General features: G+C 72.6%; 16 protein-coding genes. 5 read left to right on the forward strand and 11 right to left on the reverse strand.

The window, feature by feature from the left end:
- Positions 1–11: 11 nt before the first annotated feature.
- Both ACQEUU_RS24580 and ACQEUU_RS24585 read left to right on the forward strand, forming a co-directional pair.
- Positions 12–1,892 carry a 2-oxoacid:acceptor oxidoreductase subunit alpha gene (locus ACQEUU_RS24580; RefSeq protein ID WP_433061220.1) on the forward strand — a complete coding sequence of 627 codons (1,881 nt, stop codon included), beginning with the start codon at positions 12–14 and terminating at the stop codon, positions 1,890–1,892.
- A complete protein-coding gene (locus tag ACQEUU_RS24585; protein ID WP_433061217.1) occupies positions 1,889–2,959 on the forward strand; it encodes a 2-oxoacid:ferredoxin oxidoreductase subunit beta in 1,071 nt (356 codons plus the stop codon). The genes ACQEUU_RS24580 and ACQEUU_RS24585 overlap by 4 nt, the downstream gene beginning before the upstream one ends.
- Positions 2,960–3,023: 64 nt before the next feature.
- Here the strand turns inward: ACQEUU_RS24585 and ACQEUU_RS24590 are convergent, their stop codons facing one another.
- Entirely contained in the window at positions 3,024–5,588 is a 2,565-nt protein-coding gene (locus ACQEUU_RS24590) for an ATP-dependent Clp protease ATP-binding subunit (RefSeq protein WP_433069859.1), read from the reverse strand.
- Between the two features lie 276 nt (positions 5,589–5,864).
- Here ACQEUU_RS24590 and ACQEUU_RS24595 point away from each other — a divergent pair, with 276 nt between their 5' ends.
- Entirely contained in the window at positions 5,865–6,041 is a 177-nt protein-coding gene (locus ACQEUU_RS24595) for a hypothetical protein (RefSeq protein WP_433069861.1), read from the forward strand.
- Here the strand turns inward: ACQEUU_RS24595 and ACQEUU_RS24600 are convergent, their stop codons facing one another.
- The 3 genes from ACQEUU_RS24600 to ACQEUU_RS24610 all read right to left on the reverse strand — a co-directional run bounded on the left by ACQEUU_RS24600 (position 6,042) and on the right by ACQEUU_RS24610 (position 9,113).
- Positions 6,042–6,818, reverse strand: coding sequence for an enoyl-CoA hydratase/isomerase family protein (locus tag ACQEUU_RS24600; protein ID WP_433069864.1), 777 nt, complete (start codon positions 6,816–6,818; stop codon positions 6,042–6,044).
- A 24-nt stretch (positions 6,819–6,842) separates the two neighbouring features.
- A complete protein-coding gene (locus ACQEUU_RS24605; RefSeq protein WP_433069867.1) occupies positions 6,843–7,877 on the reverse strand; it encodes a TIGR03617 family F420-dependent LLM class oxidoreductase in 1,035 nt (344 codons plus the stop codon).
- 315 nt (positions 7,878–8,192) lie between these two features.
- Complete coding sequence (locus tag ACQEUU_RS24610) at positions 8,193–9,113, reverse strand: SDR family NAD(P)-dependent oxidoreductase (protein WP_433069870.1); 921 nt, start codon at positions 9,111–9,113, stop codon at positions 8,193–8,195.
- Positions 9,114–9,451: 338 nt separating this feature from the next.
- On the opposite strand from ACQEUU_RS24610, the gene ACQEUU_RS24615 reads away from it, so the two are divergent.
- Positions 9,452–10,084, forward strand: coding sequence for a TetR family transcriptional regulator (locus ACQEUU_RS24615; protein WP_433069873.1), 633 nt, complete (start codon positions 9,452–9,454; stop codon positions 10,082–10,084).
- 4 nt (positions 10,085–10,088) lie between these two features.
- On the opposite strand, the gene ACQEUU_RS24620 is transcribed toward ACQEUU_RS24615, so the two are convergent.
- From ACQEUU_RS24620 to ACQEUU_RS24635, 4 genes are all read right to left on the reverse strand, one after another.
- A complete protein-coding gene (locus ACQEUU_RS24620) occupies positions 10,089–10,877 on the reverse strand; it encodes an SDR family NAD(P)-dependent oxidoreductase (protein ID WP_433069876.1) in 789 nt (262 codons plus the stop codon).
- Positions 10,878–10,955: 78 nt separating this feature from the next.
- Positions 10,956–12,065, reverse strand: coding sequence for an acyl-CoA dehydrogenase family protein (locus ACQEUU_RS24625; RefSeq protein ID WP_433069879.1), 1,110 nt, complete (start codon positions 12,063–12,065; stop codon positions 10,956–10,958).
- A gap of 17 nt (positions 12,066–12,082) precedes the next feature.
- A complete protein-coding gene (locus tag ACQEUU_RS24630) occupies positions 12,083–13,279 on the reverse strand; it encodes an acyl-CoA dehydrogenase family protein (protein WP_433069882.1) in 1,197 nt (398 codons plus the stop codon).
- Between the two features lie 201 nt (positions 13,280–13,480).
- Complete coding sequence (locus ACQEUU_RS24635) at positions 13,481–14,908, reverse strand: RICIN domain-containing protein (RefSeq protein ID WP_433069885.1); 1,428 nt, start codon at positions 14,906–14,908, stop codon at positions 13,481–13,483.
- A gap of 353 nt (positions 14,909–15,261) precedes the next feature.
- On the opposite strand from ACQEUU_RS24635, the gene ACQEUU_RS24640 reads away from it, so the two are divergent.
- A complete protein-coding gene (locus ACQEUU_RS24640; protein WP_433069888.1) occupies positions 15,262–16,461 on the forward strand; it encodes an erythromycin esterase family protein in 1,200 nt (399 codons plus the stop codon).
- Positions 16,462–16,497: 36 nt separating this feature from the next.
- Here the strand turns inward: ACQEUU_RS24640 and ACQEUU_RS24645 are convergent, their stop codons facing one another.
- The 3 genes from ACQEUU_RS24645 to ACQEUU_RS24655 form a co-directional block, all read right to left on the reverse strand.
- Entirely contained in the window at positions 16,498–17,076 is a 579-nt protein-coding gene (locus ACQEUU_RS24645) for a TetR/AcrR family transcriptional regulator (protein ID WP_433069891.1), read from the reverse strand.
- A gap of 99 nt (positions 17,077–17,175) precedes the next feature.
- Complete coding sequence (locus tag ACQEUU_RS24650) at positions 17,176–17,763, reverse strand: sugar O-acetyltransferase (protein WP_433069893.1); 588 nt, start codon at positions 17,761–17,763, stop codon at positions 17,176–17,178.
- Positions 17,764–17,855: 92 nt separating this feature from the next.
- Positions 17,856–19,049 (reverse strand): ROK family transcriptional regulator, encoded by a 1,194-nt coding sequence (locus tag ACQEUU_RS24655; protein WP_433069896.1) that lies wholly within the window; start codon positions 19,047–19,049, stop codon positions 17,856–17,858.
- Positions 19,050–19,278 lie beyond the last annotated feature (229 nt).

A 19,278-nucleotide genomic window follows, 5' to 3' on the forward strand; every position in this document is an offset into this window, starting at 1 on the left:
GCTCAAGAGCTGTGACCAAGCAGGTTCAGCAACTCGACCGGGTGATCATCCGGTTCGCCGGAGACTCCGGCGACGGCATGCAACTCACCGGCGACCGGTTCACCGCCGGCACCGCCGAGTTCGGCAACGACCTGTCCACGCTGCCCAACTTCCCCGCCGAGATCCGCGCCCCCGCCGGCACCCTGCCCGGCGTGTCCAGCTTCCAGCTGCACTTCGCCGACCACGACATCCTCACCCCCGGCGACGCCCCCAACGTGCTCGTCGCGATGAACCCCGCCGCGCTCAAGGCCAACCTGGCCGACCTGCCCCGCGGCGCCGACATCATCGCCAACACCGACGAGTTCACCAAACGCAACCTGGCCAAGGTCGGCTACCCCGCCAACCCCCTGGAGGACGGGTCGCTGGCCGAATGGCGGCTGCACGCCGTCCCCCTCACCTCCCTGACCGTCAAAGCCCTGGAGAACTTCGACATCTCCAAGAAAGACGCCGAACGCGCCAAGAACATGTTCGCGCTCGGGCTGCTGTCATGGCTCTACCACCGGCCCACCGAGCACACCGTCAGCTTCCTGCAGACCAAGTTCGCGCGTAAGCCGGAGATCGCCAAGGCCAACATCGCCGCCTTCCAGGCCGGCTGGAACTACGGCGAGACCACCGAGTCGTTCTCGGTGTCTTATGAGGTGAAACCGGCCCGGCTGGCGCCGGGCCTCTACCGCAACATCTCCGGCAACCAGGCGCTGGCCTACGGCCTGATCGCCGCCGCCGTCCAGGCCCGGCTGCCGCTGTTCCTGGGCTCGTATCCGATCACCCCGGCCTCCGACATCCTGCACGAGCTGTCCAAGCACAAGCAGTTCGGCATCCGCACCTTCCAGGCCGAGGACGAGATCGCCGGAGTCGGCGCCGCCCTGGGCGCGGCGTTCGGCGGCGCGCTCGGGGTGACCACCACCTCCGGGCCCGGCGTGGCGTTGAAGGCCGAGACCGTCGGCCTGGCCGTCACCACCGAACTGCCGCTGATCGTGGTCGACGTGCAGCGGGCCGGCCCCTCGACCGGGATGCCGACCAAGACCGAGCAGACCGACCTGCTGATGGCCTTGTTCGGCCGTAACGGCGAATCCCCGCTGCCGGTCATCGCCCCCATGTCACCCAGCGATTGTTTCGACGCGGCTCTGGAGGCGGCCCGGATCGCGGTGGCCTACCGCACGCCGGTGATGCTGCTGTCGGACGGGTATCTGGCCAACGGCTCCGAGCCGTGGCGGCTGCCCGGCATCGACGCCCTGCCCGACATCTCCGCGCCGTTCACCACCACCCCCAACGGCCCGGACGGCTCCTTCCTGCCGTTCCTGCGCGATCCGGACACGCTGGCGCGGCCGTGGGCGGTGCCGGGCACGCCGGGGCTGGAGCACCGGATCGGCGGCATCGAGAAGGCCGAGGGCAGCGGCAACATCTCCTACGACCCGGACAACCACGACCGGATGGTGCGGCTGCGGCAGGCCAAGATCGACGGTGTGGATGTGCCCGATCTGGCCGTGGACGATCCCGGCGGGGACGCCCGGGTGCTGGTGCTGGGGTGGGGGTCGACCTACGGCGCGATCGCGGCCGGGGTGCGGCGGGTGCGCGCGGCGGGCGGCAAGGTCGCCCAGGCGCATCTGCGGCATCTGAACCCGTTGCCGGCCAACACCGGTGAGGTGCTCAGGCGCTACGACAAGGTGCTGCTGCCGGAGATCAACCTGGGTCAGCTGGCGTTGCTGCTGCGGGCCCGGTTCCTGGTCGACGTGATCAGCTACAACCGGGTGCGCGGGCTCCCGTTCAAGGCCGAGGAACTGGCCGGAGTGATCCAGGACGTGATCGACAGTGGCGACAGCAGCGACAGTGACGACAGTGGTGATCGACAGTGACTGAACTCATCAACGGCACCAGCACCGGCTCTGGCAAGGGTCAGGGACTGTCGCTGGTGCCCAGGGCCGAGGCCAGGCAGAGCCTGAAGGACTTCAAGTCCGACCAGGAGGTGCGCTGGTGCCCCGGCTGCGGCGACTACGCCATCCTGGCCGCCGTGCAGAGCTTCCTGCCCGAACTCGGGCTCAAGCGCGAGAACATCGTGTTCGTCTCCGGGATCGGCTGCTCCTCCCGGTTCCCGTACTACCTCAACACCTACGGGGTGCACTCCATCCACGGCCGGGCTCCGGCGATCGCGACCGGGCTGGCCGCCTCCCGGCCGGATCTGAGCGTGTGGGTGATCACCGGTGACGGTGACGCGTTGTCGATCGGCGGCAACCATCTGATCCACGCGCTGCGCCGTAACGTCAACCTCAACATCCTGCTGTTCAACAACCGGATCTACGGGCTGACCAAGGGCCAGTACTCGCCCACCAGCGAGGTCGGGAAGATCACCAAGTCGACGCCGATGGGGTCGCTGGACAAGCCGTTCAACCCGATCTCCCTGGCACTGGGGGCGGAGGCGTCGTTCGTGGCCCGCACCCTGGACAGCGACCGCAAGCACCTGCAGTCGGTGTTGCGGGAGGCGACCGCGCACCGCGGCGCGTCGCTGGTGGAGATCTACCAGAACTGCAACATCTTCAACGACAACGCCTTCGAGCCGCTCAAGGACCCCGAGGTCCGCGACGACATCACGCTGCGGCTGGAACACGGCCGGCCGATCGTCTCGGCGTCCAAGGCCGTCGTCCGGGCCGCCGACGGCGGCCTGGACGTCGTGGCCCGCGACGGCGTGGCGGAGGACCGGATCCTGGTGCACGACGCGCACCGCCCGGACCCGTCGGTGGCGTTCGCGCTGTCACGGCTGGACGAGCCGGCGTTCGAGCACGTCCCGATCGGGATCTTCCGTCAGGTCGACCGGCCGTCCTACGACACGCTGATGGCCGCCCAGCTGGAAGAGGCCGTGGCGCAGAAGGGGCCGGGCGATCTGGCCGGGCTGCTGACAGGCGGCGACACCTGGCGCATCGGCTGAACCCCGGAGGCCACAGCCGGAGCCCGCGCGTGTCCGGCTTCTGATCACCGGGATCCACCGCCTGTCAGAGGTAGAGGCCGGTGTCGTCCTCGCGTTTCTGGTCCGGCCGGCGGGGCTCGGGGCTGGTCAGGACCTGTGGTTCGGTGTCGGGGCCCGGCTCGGCGCCCGGGTCGAGCACCGTGATGGCCAGGTCGCCGTCCCTGACGCCGATGTGCGCGCGCTGGCCCTGCTTGAGCGTCCCGTCCAGCAGCAGGCGCGACAGGGTGTTGTCGAGCTTGCGCTGGATGGTGCGGCGCAGCGGCCGGGCGCCGAAGTGCGGCTGGTAGCCCTCCTTGGCGAGCCAGTCGACGGCCGCCTCGTCGATCTCCAGGGTCACCCCCTGGGCGTGCAGCCGCCGCCGGGTGTCCTCCAGCAGCAGGCCGGTGATCTGGCGCAGCTGCTCGGTGTCGAGGCCGCGGAAGACGATGATCTCGTCGACCCGGTTGAGGAACTCCGGACGGAAGCGCATCTGCAACAGCCGCGAAAGCCGGCCGCGCAGCGCCTGCGGATCCTCACCGGAGTGCGCCATGATCACGTCGGCGCCGAGGTTCGACGTCATGATCAGTACGGTGTTCCTGAAGTCCACGGTCCGGCCCTGGCCGTCGGTCAGCCGGCCGTCCTCCAGCACCTGCAGCAGCAGGTTGAACACGTCCTGGTGGCCCTTCTCGATCTCGTCGAGCAGGATCACCGCGTACGGCTTGCGCCGCACCTGCTCGGTGAGCTGGCCGGCCTCCTCGTAGCCCACGTAACCGGGCGGCGCGCCGACGAGCCGCGAGACGGTGTGCCGCTCCTGGAACTCGCTCATGTCCAGCCGGATCATCCGCTCCTGCTCGCCGAAGAGCGCCTCGGCCAGGGCCCTGGCCAGCTCGGTCTTGCCCACGCCGGTGGGGCCGAGGAACAGGAAGGAGCCGATCGGCCGGTTCGGGTCGCTCAGGCCGGCCCGGGAGCGGCGCACGGCCTCGGCCACGGCCCCCACCGCCTCATCCTGGCCGATGACGCGCTGGTGCAGGTGTTCCTCCAGGCCCAGCAGCCGGTCCCGCTCCTCCTGGGTGAGCTGGGCGACCGGGATGCCGGTGGCGCGGGAGACGACCTCGGCGATGTCGTCCACGGTCACCTCGGCGACCCCCGTGGGGCCGCCGCGGGCCTGCTCGATCCGGGACTGCAGCTCGGCGATCTCGTCGCGGAGCTCGCGGGCGCGTTCGTAGTCCTCGCGCGTCACCGCCTGCTCCTTCTCCCGCTGGCGGTGGTCGAGCTCCTCCTCCAGCTCGCGGGTGCCGGTGGGGGCGGTGCCGCTCCGCAGCGCCACCCGGGCGCCGGCCTCGTCCACCAGGTCGATCGCCTTGTCAGGCAGGAACCTGCTGGAGACGTACCGGTCGGACAGGTCGGCCGCCGCGACCAGCGCCTCGTCGGAGAACTTGACCTGGTGGTGCGCCTCGTACCGGTCACGCAGGCCGCGCAGGATCTCGATGGTGTCCGCGACGCTCGGCTCCGGGACCAGGATGGGCTGGAAGCGCCGTTCGAGCGCCGCGTCCTTCTCGACGTGCCTGCGGTACTCGTCCAGCGTGGTGGCGCCGATCACGTGCAGCTCGCCTCGGGCCAGGGCGGGTTTGAGCATGTTCGAGGCGTCGATGGCGCCCTCGGCGCCGCCCGCGCCGACGACCGTGTGCAGCTCGTCGATGAAGACGATGAGCTCCTCGCTGTGCGCGCGGATCTCCTCCATGACCTTGGTCAGGCGTTCCTCGAACTCGCCGCGGAACTTGGTCCCCGCGACCAGGCCGGGCAGGTCCAGCTGGATCACGCGCTTGCGCTTGAGCGCCTCGGGCACCTCGCCGTCCACGATGCGCTGCGCGAGTCCTTCCACGATCGCCGTCTTGCCGACGCCCGGTTCGCCGATCAGCGCGGGGTTGTTCTTGGTGCGCCGCGACAGCACCTCCACCGCCCGCAGGATCTCCTCGTCGCGGCCCACCACCGGGTCGATGCCGCCCTCGCGGGCCGCGCCGGTGAGGTCCCGCCCGTACTGGTCCAGGGTCGGGGTGCTGCTCGGAGGCTGCTGCGGCCCGCTCAGCGTCTCCCCCTCGCCGGCTCCCTCCGGTACGAACGACTGCGGGGTGACGTGCGCCTCCCGAAGCATCCGGCCGGCCGTCGAGCGCGGGTTCGCCGTCAGGGCGAGCACCAGGTGCTGGGCGTCGATGTAGGACGCGCCGGTGGCGTGCGCCACCTGCCGGGCGTCCAGCAGGGCGCGCTTGGCCGCCGGGGCGAGCGACATCGGGCCCTGTTTCGGCTCGCGCTCCTCGACGCTCTCCTCGACCTCCCTGGCCAGCGCGTCCGGGTCGGCCCCGGCCTGCTCCAGCACCCGCCGCGCGGTGCCGACCTGGGTGGCCGCCCACAACAGGTGCTCGGTGTCGACGTAGTCGGCGCCCCACGCGGCCGCCTGCTCCGTCGCCGTGCGCAGGAGCTCGATCGCGTCCTCGCTGAGCAGCCGGCCGATGTCCACCCGCCGGGAGTAGGCAGGCTGGCCGTACCCGAAGAACCTGGCGAGCAGATCGTCCATGGGGCCGAAGCCGTAGTTCCAGAACTCACCCGTTGTCATGAACCCTCCCCCGAAGGTGACGCCGGTTCCTGCCCGCCTACCCCCGACGTCCGGAGGTAACCAACACCCCAGGAGGCGTCCGCCGTGGTAAGTTCCCCGGCCGATCAAAGGAGTGCGGCCATGACAGGGATGCTCGGACCACGTGACCGGACCGCCCAGGTCACCCCCATCGAGCTCTTCTTCGACCTCGTGTACGTGTTGCCACCACCTGGGCGACCAACTACTGCGACCCCGACCATCCGGCGATGCGGCTGACGCCGGCCGGGCTGATGCTGGGTGGTGTTCGGCGCCCTGCCGGCGGGCAGGCTCGCCGCCATCGGCCTGCTCGCGGCGGCCGGGCTGGCCGCGCTGCTGGTGCCCGCGCAGGTCCCGCCGCTCGCCCTCGCCGTCCTGGCCGCGCTCGTCGTCGCCGGTGTGGCCGTCCGGGACTCGTTCCGCGGCGGGCTCGCGTAGCTACCGGTTCCGGAACACGGGCTCCCGTTTCTCCAGGAAGGCCTGGATCGCCTCGCGGGTGTCCTCGGTCGTCCCGTTGAGGTTCTGCGCGGCCGCCTCGCGCAGGACGCTGTCGTGGAAGCTCCCGGCGGCGGCGAGGTTGAGCATCTCCTTGGTCTGGGCCAGGGCGAGGGGGGCGAGGGCCAGCAGGTCGCGGGCCCACGCGTACGCCTCCGCCAGGGCCCGTCCCTCGGGCACGACCTTGTTGAGCAGTCCGAGTGCGTGGACGTCGGGCGCGGTGAGCACCCGGCCGAAGAAGGCGAGTTCCTTGGCCCGGTGCAGGCCGATCATGTGCGTCAGGAACCAGGTCCCGCCGAAGTCGACGGAGAGCCCGCGCCTGGAGAAGATCTGGGAGAACCTGGCGTTCTCCTCGGCGATCGCCAGGTCGCAGGCGAGCGCCAGGTTGAACCCGCCGCCCACCGCGACCCCGCGCACGGCGGCGATCGTGGGCTGGGGCAGGTCGCGCAGGGCGAACAGCGCCGCGTTGACGACCTGCATGGCGCGGCGCGGCGCCGGTGATCCGCCGCCGCGCAGGTCCGAGCCGGCGCAGAAGTCGCCGCCGGCGCCGGTGAGCACCACCACGCGGTCGTCCGCGCGGCCGGCGATGTCGCCGAGCACGCCGGCGAGTTCGGTCCAGCCCTCGGGCGGCACGCTGTTCTTGGTCTCGGGCCGGTTGAGCGTGACGGTGACGATGCCGCTCCCGTCACGGTCGGCCAGGACGACAGGGTCGTCGGACACGGACGCCGCTCCTCTCTTCTGCTGTCATCGGTCGCCGTGGCCGGCGTCGGCGCCGCGCAGTGAGGCCAGCGCGGCGCGGAGCTCCACCACCGGCACGCCGTCGGGCGGCTGCAGGGTCACCTGGTCGGCCAGGCCGCCGAACCGGCGGGACACCTCCGCCGTCACCTGCGCGAGCGAGCCGCTCACGCAGAACGTGTCGAGCACCTCGTCGTCGACGAGGTCGGCCATCCGGTCCCACCGGTCCTCGCCGGGCCCGACCGACAGGGCGTGCAGCCGCTCGTGCAGGTCCTGCCAGCCGTGCAGGGCCAGCACGCCCCGGTAGGCCGGCGTGGAGCCGTAGAAGGCGACGCGGCCGCGCAGCATCCGCCGCTGCGCCTCGACGTCGTCCCCGGGGCCGTGGACGTGGACGAACCCGGGGCAGTGCACGGTCACCTCTGAGCGGTCCCGGCCGGCGCGGGCCAGGCCCTCCTCCAGGGCCGGGACGGTCACCTCGCGGAAGTAGCGCTCGGTGCTGAAGCCGTGCGGGATGAGCCCGTCCGCCACCTCGCCGGCCAGCCGGGTCATCAGCGGGCCGACCGCGGCCAGGTGGATCGGCGGAGCACCGTGGCCGTGCGGCGCGGGGCGGAAGGTGGCCGTCATGAGCGTGTGCCGGTAGTGCTCCCCCTCGTGGCGCAGCGGGCGGCCGGTGTTCCAGTCGTCCCAGATGGCGCGCAGGGCGGTGATGTACTCGCGCATCCGCGCCACCGGCCTGCCCCACGGCATGCCGAACCTGCGGGTGATGTGCGGCTTGGTCTGGGTGCCCAGCCCGAGGACGAACCTGCCGCCCGACAGCGCCTGCAGGTCGTGGGCGACGTACGCCATCGTCATCGGGGTGCGGGCGAAGGCCACCGCGATGCCGGTCGCCAGCCGCACCCGGCGGGTAACCCCGGCGGCCAGCGCCAGCGGCAGGAACGGATCGTGGTCGACCTCGGCGCTGGCGACGGCGTCGAACCCGGCCTCCTCCGCCCACGCGGCGAAAGCGGCCACGTCGCCGGGAGCGGCGTGCACGCCGACTCTCACGGCCTGCCTCCTTCGTGCGCCGTCGCGCGGAGGTGGCGGAGCCTGCCCGTCCGCGTGCGGGGGAAGCCGGTCCGGAACGCGAGCCGTCCCGGGGTCCTGAAGGAGGCCGGCTGCGCGGCGACGGCATCGGTGGCCGAGGGCGTGCGGCCGGGGACCGGGGGCGTCGGGTCGGTGGCAGGGGACATGGCAGGGGACATGGCAGGGGACATGGCGTGTCTCTCCTGTCGGCGTGGATGGAGCAGGAAGATCCGTCGGGCCCCCGTCAGCCGTTTCGCCCCCGGGTGCGGCAGGGCGGGCCTGCCGTGACGGCGCGGCTCACGTGGGGGGAAGCTGTGCCATGAAGATCGACGGGTGCAGGCCGTCCGCCTTGGGCCGGAACGACGTGGTCAGCTTGGCCGCGAGGTCCTGCGGGTCCCACGGCCCTTCGGAGCTGATGGCCTCGATGACCTCGGGCGAGTTCCACAGCCGGACCTCGTAACCGGCGGCGCCGATGGTGCGGCCGGACAGCCAGCCGGACTCGGTGCCTGCGAGGTAGGTGACGATCGGCGCGATGTTGTCGGGCGACATGACGTCGGCCCGGCCGGGGTCCGCGCCGAGCTTCTTGTCGTCGGGGACGGTGGCGGTGAGCCGGGTGGCGGCGCCGGGGGCGATCGCGTTCGCCGTCACGCCGTACCGGGCCAGGCCGTTGGCGAGGGACGCGGTCAGGCCGATGATGCCCATCTTCGCGGCCGCGTAGTTGGGCTGGCCCGGCGAGCCCTGGAGGGCGGAGTCGGAGGTGAAGTTGATGATGCGGTAGTGGCCGTCGGGGTTGCGCTGCTCACGCCAGTGGGCGGCGGCGGGCTTGATGGTGCTGAAGTGGCCGCGCAGGTGGACCCGGATGACCGCGTCCCAGTCCTCCTCCGGCAGATTGAAGATCATCTTGTCGCGGAGGATGCCGGCGACGTTGACGACGACGTCGAGCCGGCCGTAGGCCTCCAGGGCCAGCTCGACGAGGCGCCGGCCGGTCGCGGTGTCGGCGATGTCGCCGCCGTCGGCGACCGCCTCGCCGCCGAGGTCGTTGACCTCCCTGGCGATGTCCTGGGCGGGGCCGGCGTCGCCGCCGGTGCCGTCCGGGCCGGCGCCGAGGTCGTTGAGCACGAGCCGCGCGCCCTGCTGGGCGAACGCGCGGCTGATGGAGGCGCCGATGCCGCGCCCCGCACCGGTGATGATGGCGACTCTGCCGTCGAGAGAACCCATGGATGCCCTTCCCGATCTGGAGGAATGGGAGGAGTGGGGCGCGGCGGCACCGCGCCGGTCGGCCGACCGAAGGATCCACCCCGGCCCCAACTGACGCCAAGTAGAACACGTTACGGCTACTCCGACAAGAGCAGTTCCCCCTTGACAAGCGCCGCTCCGCCCTCGACCCTGCCGATAAGGAGAACATGTTGTCGTTGTTTGGACGAGGCTTCTCGGGTGGCCGGCGGGAGCCGGTCCGGCCTCGATGACGTGTACTCTTTGCTTCCAGCTTTCCCCGTTGACCGCCCGCCGCACGGGGTTGCGGTCGCGTCCGCCACCGGCCGGGAAGGGAGTCCCACGTGGGCCGTGTCAGCAGGAAGGGCCGGACACCCGAGGCCCGGGCCTTCCGGGCGGAACGCGTTCTGGACGCCGGGATGGCCCTGGCCACCAGAGGCGGCTACGAAGCGGTCCAGATGCGCGAGGTCGCCCGCATAGCGGACGTCGCCCTGTCGACCCTCTACCGCTACTACCCGTCGAAGGACGCCCTGCTCAACGCCGCCATCATCATGCAGCTCGACCAGCTCCGCCAGGACCTCCTGCGACGCCCGCCACGGCAGCGCACCCCCGAGGGGCGGGCCGCCGAGGTGCTGCACCGCGCCTTCCGGGCGATGCAGTACAACCGCGGCTGGGCCCACGCCGCGCTCAGCGCCTTCCACATCCCCAAGCCGCTCGACCGGCGGCCCGACGACGCGGCGCCGCTGGTGGAGACGTCCCTGCCCACGACCCTCGCCGACCTGATCGCGCTCGCCGCCTGGGGCCCGTCCCACCGCACCACCCCGGCCGAGTACCGCGCGCTGCACATGCTGGAGTCGCTGTGGAGCAGCAGCGTCATCAGCTGGCTCAACGACCAGATGACGCCCGAGTACGTCGAGGAGCGGCTGCGGTTCGCCGCCAAGCGCCTGCTGATGCCGGAGCCGGAGGCCGGCAAGTAGGCGCTCAGCGCCCGCCCTGGCCGTCGTCGACCTTGATCACCGTACCCGTGACGAACTCGGAGTGCGGCGAGACGAGGTACAGCAGCGTGCTGTCGAGCTGCCGGGGGTCGCCCATGCGGGCGCGCGGGAAGTAGCCGGTCGGGTCGCCGGTCCGCCGCACCATGCCGTCCATCATCTCCGAGGCGAACGCGCCCGGCGCGATGGCGTTGACGTTGATGTGGAACTTGGCCCACTCGACGGCGAGCACCTCGGTCATCCTGACCACGGCGGCCTTCGTCACCGAGTACAGCGCGGCGCCGCCGCCTCGGTACTCGAAGGCGCCCATGGACGAGATGTTCACCACCCGGCCGCCGGTCCCGGCCTTGATCAGGCGGCGGGCGAAGTCGCAGGAGAGCAGCCAGGGCGCGCGCAGGTTCGTCCCCAGCACCCGGTCGACCAGCTCGATGGGCATCTTCGTCGCGTACTGGGCGTCCGGGACGCCGGCGTTGTTGACCAGGATCGTGGCGGTGCCGAACCGCTCCTCGGCCGCGTCGAGCAGCCCTTCGAGCCGGGCGTCGTCGGTGAGGTCGGCGCCGAGCGGCAGGCAGGAGCCTCCGTCCGCCTCGATCTGGCCGGCGAGCTCCTCCAGCCGCTCCGCCCGCCGCGCCACGGCCACCACCTTCGCCCCGTGCTCGGCCAGCGTGACGGCGAAGCGCCGCCCCAGGCCGGAGGAGCAGCCGGTCACGACGGCGGTCTGGCCGGTGAGGTCGATGTTCCGGGGCATGGCGTTCTGGGGCATGGCGTTCTGGGGCATGGCGGCGCCTTCCGGTCGGTGCTTCGTTCCAGGATCCGTTCCAGAGTGCCCGGCGGGGGCGAGCCGCCGGGCCTCCGGTCAGACGCCGAGCTTGTCGGCGAGCCGGTCCTGCTGGTAGTCGGCGTCACCGGCGAGCACGTTCCCGGCGATCGCGTTCTTGTAGTAGAAGTGCGCGTCGTGTTCCCAGGTGAAGCCGATGCCGCCGTGCAGCAGCATGGTGTCCTTGGCCGCGGTGAGGTAGCCTGGCGAGGTGAGCGTGCGGGCCGCGGCGGCGGCCGCGCCGAGCTTCTCCGGCTCCTCGTCGGCCGCCCGCGTCGCCTCCCGCAGCGCCGCGTCGGACAGCGCCCATCGGACGTACATGTCGGCCAGCCTGTGCTTGACGCCCTGGTAGGCGCCGATGGGCTGGCCGAAGGCGTAGCGGACCTTGGCGTACTCGGTGGTCATGGTGAGGCAGGCGAGCATGGCCCCGCACTGCTCGGAGGCGAGGGCGAGGTTCGCCAGGTCGGCCACGCGGTCGAGGGCGGCGACCGCGTCCCCGGCGACGGGCCGGGCCGGGGCGCCGTCGAACGTCACGGTCGCCGAGCCGCGGGTCGGGTCCACCCCTTGGTCCCTGCTCACGGTGAGGCCGTCGGCCGGGTTCCGTACGAGGTAGAGCCCGGTGCCGTGCGGGCCGCGGGCCTGCACGAGCAGGACGCCGGCCTCGGCGCCGTTCAGCACCGCGACCTTCGTGCCGGACAGGGTGACCTCGTCGCCGGAGCCGGTGGCCGTGGTGACCGGCTCCGCCGGGATCCATCGGCGGTCGCCCGGCTCGCTGACGGCCAGTGCGGCGACCAGGCCGCCCTCGGCGATGCGCGGCAGCAGGTCGCGCCTGGCCTCCTCGTCGTCCAGGGCGAGCAGGGCGCCGGCCGTCAGCACGCAGGCCACCAGCGGCGAGGGCACCAGGCCCGCGCCCAGCTCGCGCAGCGCCGCCGACAGGTCGGCCTGGGTGGCGCCCGCGCCGCCGTACTCCTCGGGGATGGTCAGGCCGGCGAGGCCGAGGTCCCCGGCCAGCCGCGACCAGACGTCCGGGTCGTAGGCGAGGTCGCCGCCGACGACCTCGCGAACCTTCGGCAGGGGCGTACGCTGCGCGACGAAGCGCCTGACCGTCTCGGCGAGGCTTTTCTGATCGTCGGTGAAGATGAGTGACACGTGAGCTCCTGAGATGATCAGCGCGAGAGTTTGAGCTGGTCGAAGGGGGTGTTCCGGTCGACGCCCGGGTCCTTGGCCAGCCCGAGCACGCGCTCGCCGACGATGTTGCGCTGGATCTCGTTGGTGCCGCCGGCGACCGCTCCGCCGGGGGCGGCCACGATCGCCGTGACGACCCGTTCCAGGTCGGCGCCGCCGAGGGCGAGGTCGGCTCCGATGATGTCCTGGGCCAGGTCGGCCGCCCAGAGGGCGAGTTCCGCGCCGGCGAGCTTGGCCGCGGAGCCGCGGGCGCCGATCTGGAGGCCGGCGGTGGTCTCCTCGTGCAGCACCCGCCCGTACGCGCCGAGCGCGGACTCGCGGGCGTACAGGACCGCGAGGCGGCGGCGGACGGCGGGGTCGGTGTCCAGACCGCGGCCGCGGGCCAGCTCGGCGAGTGAGTCGAAGCCGAGCGGGTTGGAGCGGGCGCGGCCTCCCGCGCCGATGGTCACCCGCTCGTTGCGGAGCATCACCACCGCCGCGCCCCAGCCCTCGCCGACCTCGCCGATGACCGCGTCCTCGGGCACCTCGACGTCGTCGAAGAACACCTCGTTGAACGGCGCGTGCCCGGTGGCCACGACCAGGGGCCGGACGGTGACGCCCGGGTGGCGCATGTCGACGATGAACATCGTGATGCCCCGGTGCTTGGCCACCGTGGGGTCGGTGCGGGCGATGATGGCCCCGAAGTCGCTGAACTGGGCGCCCGAGGTCCACACCTTCTGGCCGTTGATGAGCCAGCCGGTCTCCGTCCGCGTGGCGGTGGTCTGCAGGCTTGCGACGTCGGAGCCGGCGCCGGGCTCGGAGAAGAGCTGGCACCAGATCTCGTCGCCGCGCAGCAGCGGGGGCAGGTAGCGCCGCTTCTGCTCCTCGGTGCCGAGTTCGAGGATCGTCGGGCCGGGCATGCCGAGGCCGATGGTGAACGGGCCGGTGGGCAGCTCGAAGTCGGCCGCCTCCTCGTTGAAGGCGATCAGCTCCGCGGCGCCGAGGCCCTGCCCGCCGTACTCCTTCGGCCAGGTGATGCCGGCGAACCCCGCCTCCCACAGCGCCTTCTGGAACCGCTTCGACTCCTCCAGCGGTACGGAGCCGCCCTCCAGGTCGAAGCCGGCCGCCTCGTCGAAGGGTTTGGCGTGCTGCTCCAGCCAGGCCCGCGCCCTGGCACGGAACTCATCGATCGACGTCATCCGCGTTCCTCTCGGAGGTGGGGACGGCCGGGATCGCCGGGCGCGGCGCGACCGTTCAGTAACACGTTCTGTTTAGCGAAGGCTCACTCGTTCGGCCGCATCTGTCAAGAGCGCCGGAGAGGCAGGAGAGATGCTGATATGCCGGGCGAGCTCCGGTCACTCCGGGGCAACGGTAACGGGTTTCTTTTGCCTGCCGGCCGCTCAGTGGACGTAGGGCCAGCCGGCCGCGTCGTAGCCGATCCGGTTGACGCCCAGCCGGGACGAGCCGTCGCCGGCGTACCAGTGGTAGAAGAGGACGTCGCCGTCGGTGTCGGCGAGGACCGCCTGGTGACCAGGGCCGTGGACGTCGCCGTGGCCGGCCAGGATCTGCGTGCCGCCCCCGGCCGTCATGGCCACGCCGTCGCGGTCCACGTACGGGCCGGTGACCGAGGTGGAGCGGCCGGCCATGACGCGGTAGGTGCTGGCGGCGCCCCGGCAGCAGGCGTCGAAGGAGACCAGCAGGTAGTAGTACCCGCCGTGCCGGTACACGGTCGGCGCCTCGATGGCGCCGCCGCCGCGACCGGCGATGGCGCGGACGGTGGAGTCGAGCCGTTTGCCCGTCGCCGGGTCGAGCCGGACCATCTTGATGCCGGACCAGAACGAGCCGAAGCTCAGCCACCAGCGGCCCTGGTCGTCGACGACGAGGTTCGGGTCGATCGCGTTGTAGTCGTCCGAGGTCCGCGACTCGATGACGAGGCCCTGGTGGGTCCACGACCCCGAGGCCCCGGTCGGGCTCGTGGCCAGGAAGATCGCCGAGCGGTTGGAGCCGAAGGTGGAGGCCGAGTAGTACAGGTGGTAGCGGCCGCCGGCATAGGTGACGTCGGGCGCCCAGAGCGTGTCGGTTCCGTTCGTGTACGGATGCGCCCACGGCGCGCCCCCGGGGAAGACCGACCCGGCGGCGCGCCAGGCCGTCCTGTCGGCCGAGGTCTTCAGCGGGATGCCGTCGCCGGTGTGGGCCAGCAGGTAGCCGCCGCCGGGGGTCTTGGCCACCTCGGGGTCGTGCACGCCGACGTCACCGGTGACCGGGCCGGGGTTCGGATAGGCGGGCGAGCCGCCGAGCCTGACGAGCTGCCACTGCTGGTTGGCGCCGTTCAGGTCGGTGTACTGCGACAGCCGCCCGCCGTCGGCGGTGGACCACTCCCAGACCTCCAGGGCCTTGCCGCTGTTGCGGTTGATCAGCCGGACCGTGCCGTTGCCGGCGTCGACGACGCGGAACTGCTGGTTTGCGCCGTTGTGGTCGCCCCACTGGACGATGGTCGCGCCGTCCGCGGTCGAGTGGTCGTGGACGTCGAGGACCTTGCCGCTGTGGCGGGAGCGCAGCCGGTAGTGCCCGCCGCCCGAGTCCACGAACTGCCACTGCTGCCAGGCGCCGTCGTTGCGGGCCCACTGGACGACGGGCGCGCCGTCGGCGGTGGCGCGGTCGTAGACGTCCATGACCTTGCCGCTGTGCCGGTTGACCAGCACGTAGGAGGCGCTGGTGTCGATCGTCACGGCGGCCGCGGGACCGGCGGCCACGAGCGCCTGGCAGAGCGCGAGCAGCGCCACGACGGCCGCCGTGACGGTACGGCGGAAGCTCCTGGCTCTGTTCATCGCGCGCCTCTCACTGGTTGCGCTGACAGGTGGCAGGACGGTGGACCGCGGAAGGGCCGCGCGCCTCAGTGTCGGCGCGGCCCCGGCTACGGTCAAGCGAGCCGGGGCCGCGGCGCGCACCCGCCTGCCGGAGTTCCCACGTGACCGCCGCCGTCGCGGTCCGGCGAGCCCTCACCCGCGCTGCAACTTTCACCGCCGGCCGATGGCGACCGGGCCCGCGCAGTCGGCGTTCGGCGGCGGCCGAGGGCCGCACCGCGCCGGGAGGTTGGCCGCCGGTTTAAAGGTTTCGCCGTGCTTTCCTGCTGCTATCCGGCCCAGGTGTCAATAGATCGTCCAACGATACGGTCAAAGGCATGACTGCTGGCATCGAAGACGCCGTCCAGACCTTCGAGGCGTCCGCCGTCCTGCGGCTGCTGCCCGCCCGGCCGCGGCTGCTCGCGCTGGGCGAGCCCACGCACGGCGAGGACCTGCTGCTGGACCTGCGGAACGAGCTCTTCCGGCAGCTCGTCGAGCGGGAGGGCTACCGGTCGATCGCGATCGAGAGCGACTGCCTGATGGGCCTGGTCGTGGACGACCACGTCACCTCGGGCGCGGGCACCCTGGACGAGGTGATGGAGCGAGGCTTCAGCCACGGGTTCGGCGCGTCCGCCGCCAACCGTGAGCTCGTGCGCTGGATGCGCGCGTACAACGACGGCAGGCCCGCGTCCGAGCAGGTGCGCTTCGCCGGTTTCGACGGCCCGCTGGAGATCAGCGGCGCCGCGAGCCCCCGGCGGGTCCTCCTCGCGCTCCACCGCTACCTCGCCGCCCACGTGGACGCCGGTCTGCTCCCCTGCACCGAGGACACGATCGAGCGCCTGCTCGGCCCCGACGACCGCTGGACCGAGCCGGCCGCGATGATGGACCCGTCCCGGTCCGCGGGGCGGTCGGCGGAGGCCAGGGAGCTGCGGCTGCTCGCCGACGACCTGGTGGCGCTGCTCGACGCGCAGACCCCGCACCTCGTCACGGCGTCCTCGCGGGAGAGCTGGGACCGGGCGTGCCTGTACGGTCGCACCGCCACCGGGCTGCTGCGCTACCACTTCTGGATGGCCGACCCGTCGCCGGAGCGGGTGACGCGGCTGTGCGCGCTGCGGGACGCGATGATGGCCGCCAACCTGCTCGCCGTCGCCGAGCGGGGCCCGGCGCTGGTCCACGCCCACAACGCCCATCTGCAGCGGAGCAAGAGCTCGATGCGGATGGGCGACCTGCGGCCGGAGTGGTGGAGCGCCGGCGCGCTGGCGGGCGCCCGGCTGGGCGACGGCTACGCCTTCGTGGCCACGGCCGTCGGCACGATCCGGCACCAGGGGGTGGACGCCCCGCCCGCCGGCACCCTCGAAGGGGCCCTGTACGCGCTGCCGGACGACCACGGCCTCGTCGATCCCCGCCGGCTGGCCGCCGCCCTCGGGAAGCCCGCCCCTCGCGTGTCGCCCTGGTTCGGGTACGCCCCGCTGGACCCGGCCCACCTGACGGACAGCGACGGGATCCTCTTCGTCAAGGACCTGCCGCCCCCGCTCTGATCGGGGGATCGCCCGTCCCCGGCGGCGTTCCCGGGTTCAGCGCAGGAACCGGTGGATGGCGTGGCGGAGCTGCGCGGCGGTCATCGGGTCGGTCGCCAGCGCGTTGTGCAGGGTGAGGCCCTCGATGAGCGCGTCCAGCCCCCGGGCGGTGGCGGCGTCGAAGTGGCGTTCCAGCGCCTGCCTGCTGCGGGCCGTCCACGCCTGGGTGACGGCGCGCAGGGCCGGGTGGCGCGCCGCGGCCACGTACAGCTCCACCGTCAGGACGAGGTCGCGCCGGGAGCCGAGCAGGTCGTCCGACACCAGCGCGATGACGGCCTCGACCGCCGCGTCCCGGTCACGGGCGGCCGCCATGCGCTCGTCGAAGACGCGGGCCACCGCGTCGGCGTGCCGGGTGAACGCCTCGGCGAGCACCTCCTCCAGGGACGCGAAGTGGTAGGTCGTCGAGCCCAGCGGCACGTCGGCGGCGCGGGCGATCTCCCGGTGGGTCGTCCCGGCCAACCCGCGCTCGGCGATGACGTCGAGCGCCGCGTCGATCAGCCGATCGCGCCGCCCGGGATCATGGCGGCGCGCCCGCCGGGAGGCGGACCGCGCCGGCGCGCCGGTGGCGTCCCTCATGGCGGCCCCTGCCCGGCCACCGCGACGACCCTCCTCAGGGCGGACGATCCCGCCCTCGCGCCGTTCATGGCGAAGCGGTCCTGGCCGGCGCGGTGCCGTTCACGGGGTGGACGGTTCGATCGTGCGGATGACGCGGGCGGGGTTTCCGACCGCGACCGCGTTCGCCGGGAGGTCGCGGGTGACCACCGCGCCGGCGCCGACGACCGTGTTCTCCCCGATGGTGACCCCGGCCAGGACGATCACGCCGCTGCCGAGCCAGACGTTGTCGCCGATGGTGATGGGTTCCGCTGCCTCCCACTTGGCCCGGCGAAGCTCGGGGTCCACCGGGTGGGTCGGGGTGAGCAGTTGCACGTTCGTGCCGATCTGCACGTCGTCGCCGATGGTGATCGGCGCGCAGTCGAGGGCGACGAGGCCGAAGTTGGCGAACGACCGGGCGCCGACGCGGATGTGGCCGCCGTAGTCGACCCGCAGCGGCGGCCGGATCTCGGTGCCCTCGCCGACGGCGCCGAGCAGCTCGGTCAGCAGGTGGCGCCGCGCCAGCGGGTCACGGGCCGGGGTGGCGTTGAACGCCTCCGTCAGGTCCATGGCCCGCAGGCTCTGCTCGGCCAGCTCGGGGTCGTCGGCGATGTACAGGTCACCGGCGAGCATCCGCTCACGCATCGGGCGGCCGTCATGTTCAGGCGTCATGAGGACCAGCGTACAAGCGATGTGTACGCCTGTACGTAACGCCTTCCGCCAACGACTGTCACCGGATTGGGTGACCTCCCCATCGCGCCGCACTAGGACGCGGTACGGGCGAGCACCCCCAAGGGGTCGGCCAGCAGGTCGGAGAAGCCCAGTTCGGCCGCGCCGACCAGGGTCGCGTCGTCGCCGAGGGCGGAGATGCGCAGCCGCACCCGTTCCCGGGCGACGGGCAGGACGTTGGCGGCGATGCGGGCGCGCACCTGGGCCGCCGCGCCGGGGTACATCTCGCGCAGCGTGCCGCCGAAGATCACCATGCCGGGGTTGAAGAGGTTGCACAGGTTCGCGACGCCGATGCCGAGCCAGTCGCCGACGTGCTCCAGCGCCGCCTGGGCCGCGAGGTCGCCGCGGTCGGCGTCGTCCACCACGGCCCGCACGGCGTCGCGGCCGAACAGCTCGGCCGGCCGGCCGGCGGCGTCGAGCAGCGCCCGCTCGCCGACCTCCGCCTCCAGGCAGCCGTGCGAGCCGCACCCGCAGGGACGCCCGTCGTACGGATTCACCACCATGTGGCCCAGCTCGCAGCCGTAGCCGCTCTCGCCGTCCAGCAGCTTGCCGCCGACGATGATGCCGCCGCCCACCCCGACGTCGCCGTGCAGGTAGATCAGGTTCCGTAAGCCGACGCCGGCTCCGCGCTGCTGCTCGGCGAGGGCGCCCAGGTGCGCCTCGTTGCCCACCGTCACCGGCAGGCCGATCTCCAGCCGGCGGCCCAGCTCGGCGCCGAACGCCTGGTCCACCCAGCCCATGTCGGGCCCGAACCGGACCATCCCGTCGCCGGGCCGGATCATGCCGCAGTACGACGCGCCCACGCCGACGCAGACCGAGTCCCGGGGCGCCGCCCGGTGCAGCCCGCGGCCGAGCCGGGCGAGCACCTCGACCACGCGGTCGAGGTCGGCTCCGGCGCGCGGGCGGACCGCTTCCCTGCGGTCCACGATGCCGCCGCCGAGTGCGACCCGGGCGGCGACGAGCCGGTCCACGGCGACGTCGAAGGCCAGCACGTACACCCGGCTCGCCTCGGGGCGGACCACGAGCGACGGCCGTCCCGCCCGGCCGGTCCCCGGCGGAAGCTCCTCGCGGACCAGGCCCGCGGCGGTGAGCTCGGCGATCAGCGCCATGATCGTGCTGCGGTTCAGGCTCATCCGCTCGCTCAGCGCCGTCCGGGAGACCGAGCCGCCCAGATGGACGTGGCGGAGCAGGGTGCCCACGTTGCGCCTGCGGATCTCCTCCTGGCCCAACCTGACCTCCGGAATCGTGTGGATCTTCGGGCGTCGCGGAGACCTTATGCGATGAAGCGGGTCCGGAACGGACGATACTCGGCGCGAAAGCCGGGTTCCCCTCCCCGGCGCCCGCCATCCGGCGTCCGTGGGCAGGTCGGCGCGCGGTCGCGGGAACGGCGCCGGCAAGAGCGCGGCCTTCGCCCTTACCGAAGCGGGCCCGTCGTAAGTCCGGCCGCGGTGCTGGAAT

The organism is Nonomuraea sp. CA-218870 (assembly GCF_050936535.1).
GTDB classification, from domain to species: Bacteria; Actinomycetota; Actinomycetes; order Streptosporangiales; family Streptosporangiaceae; genus Nonomuraea; species Nonomuraea corallina.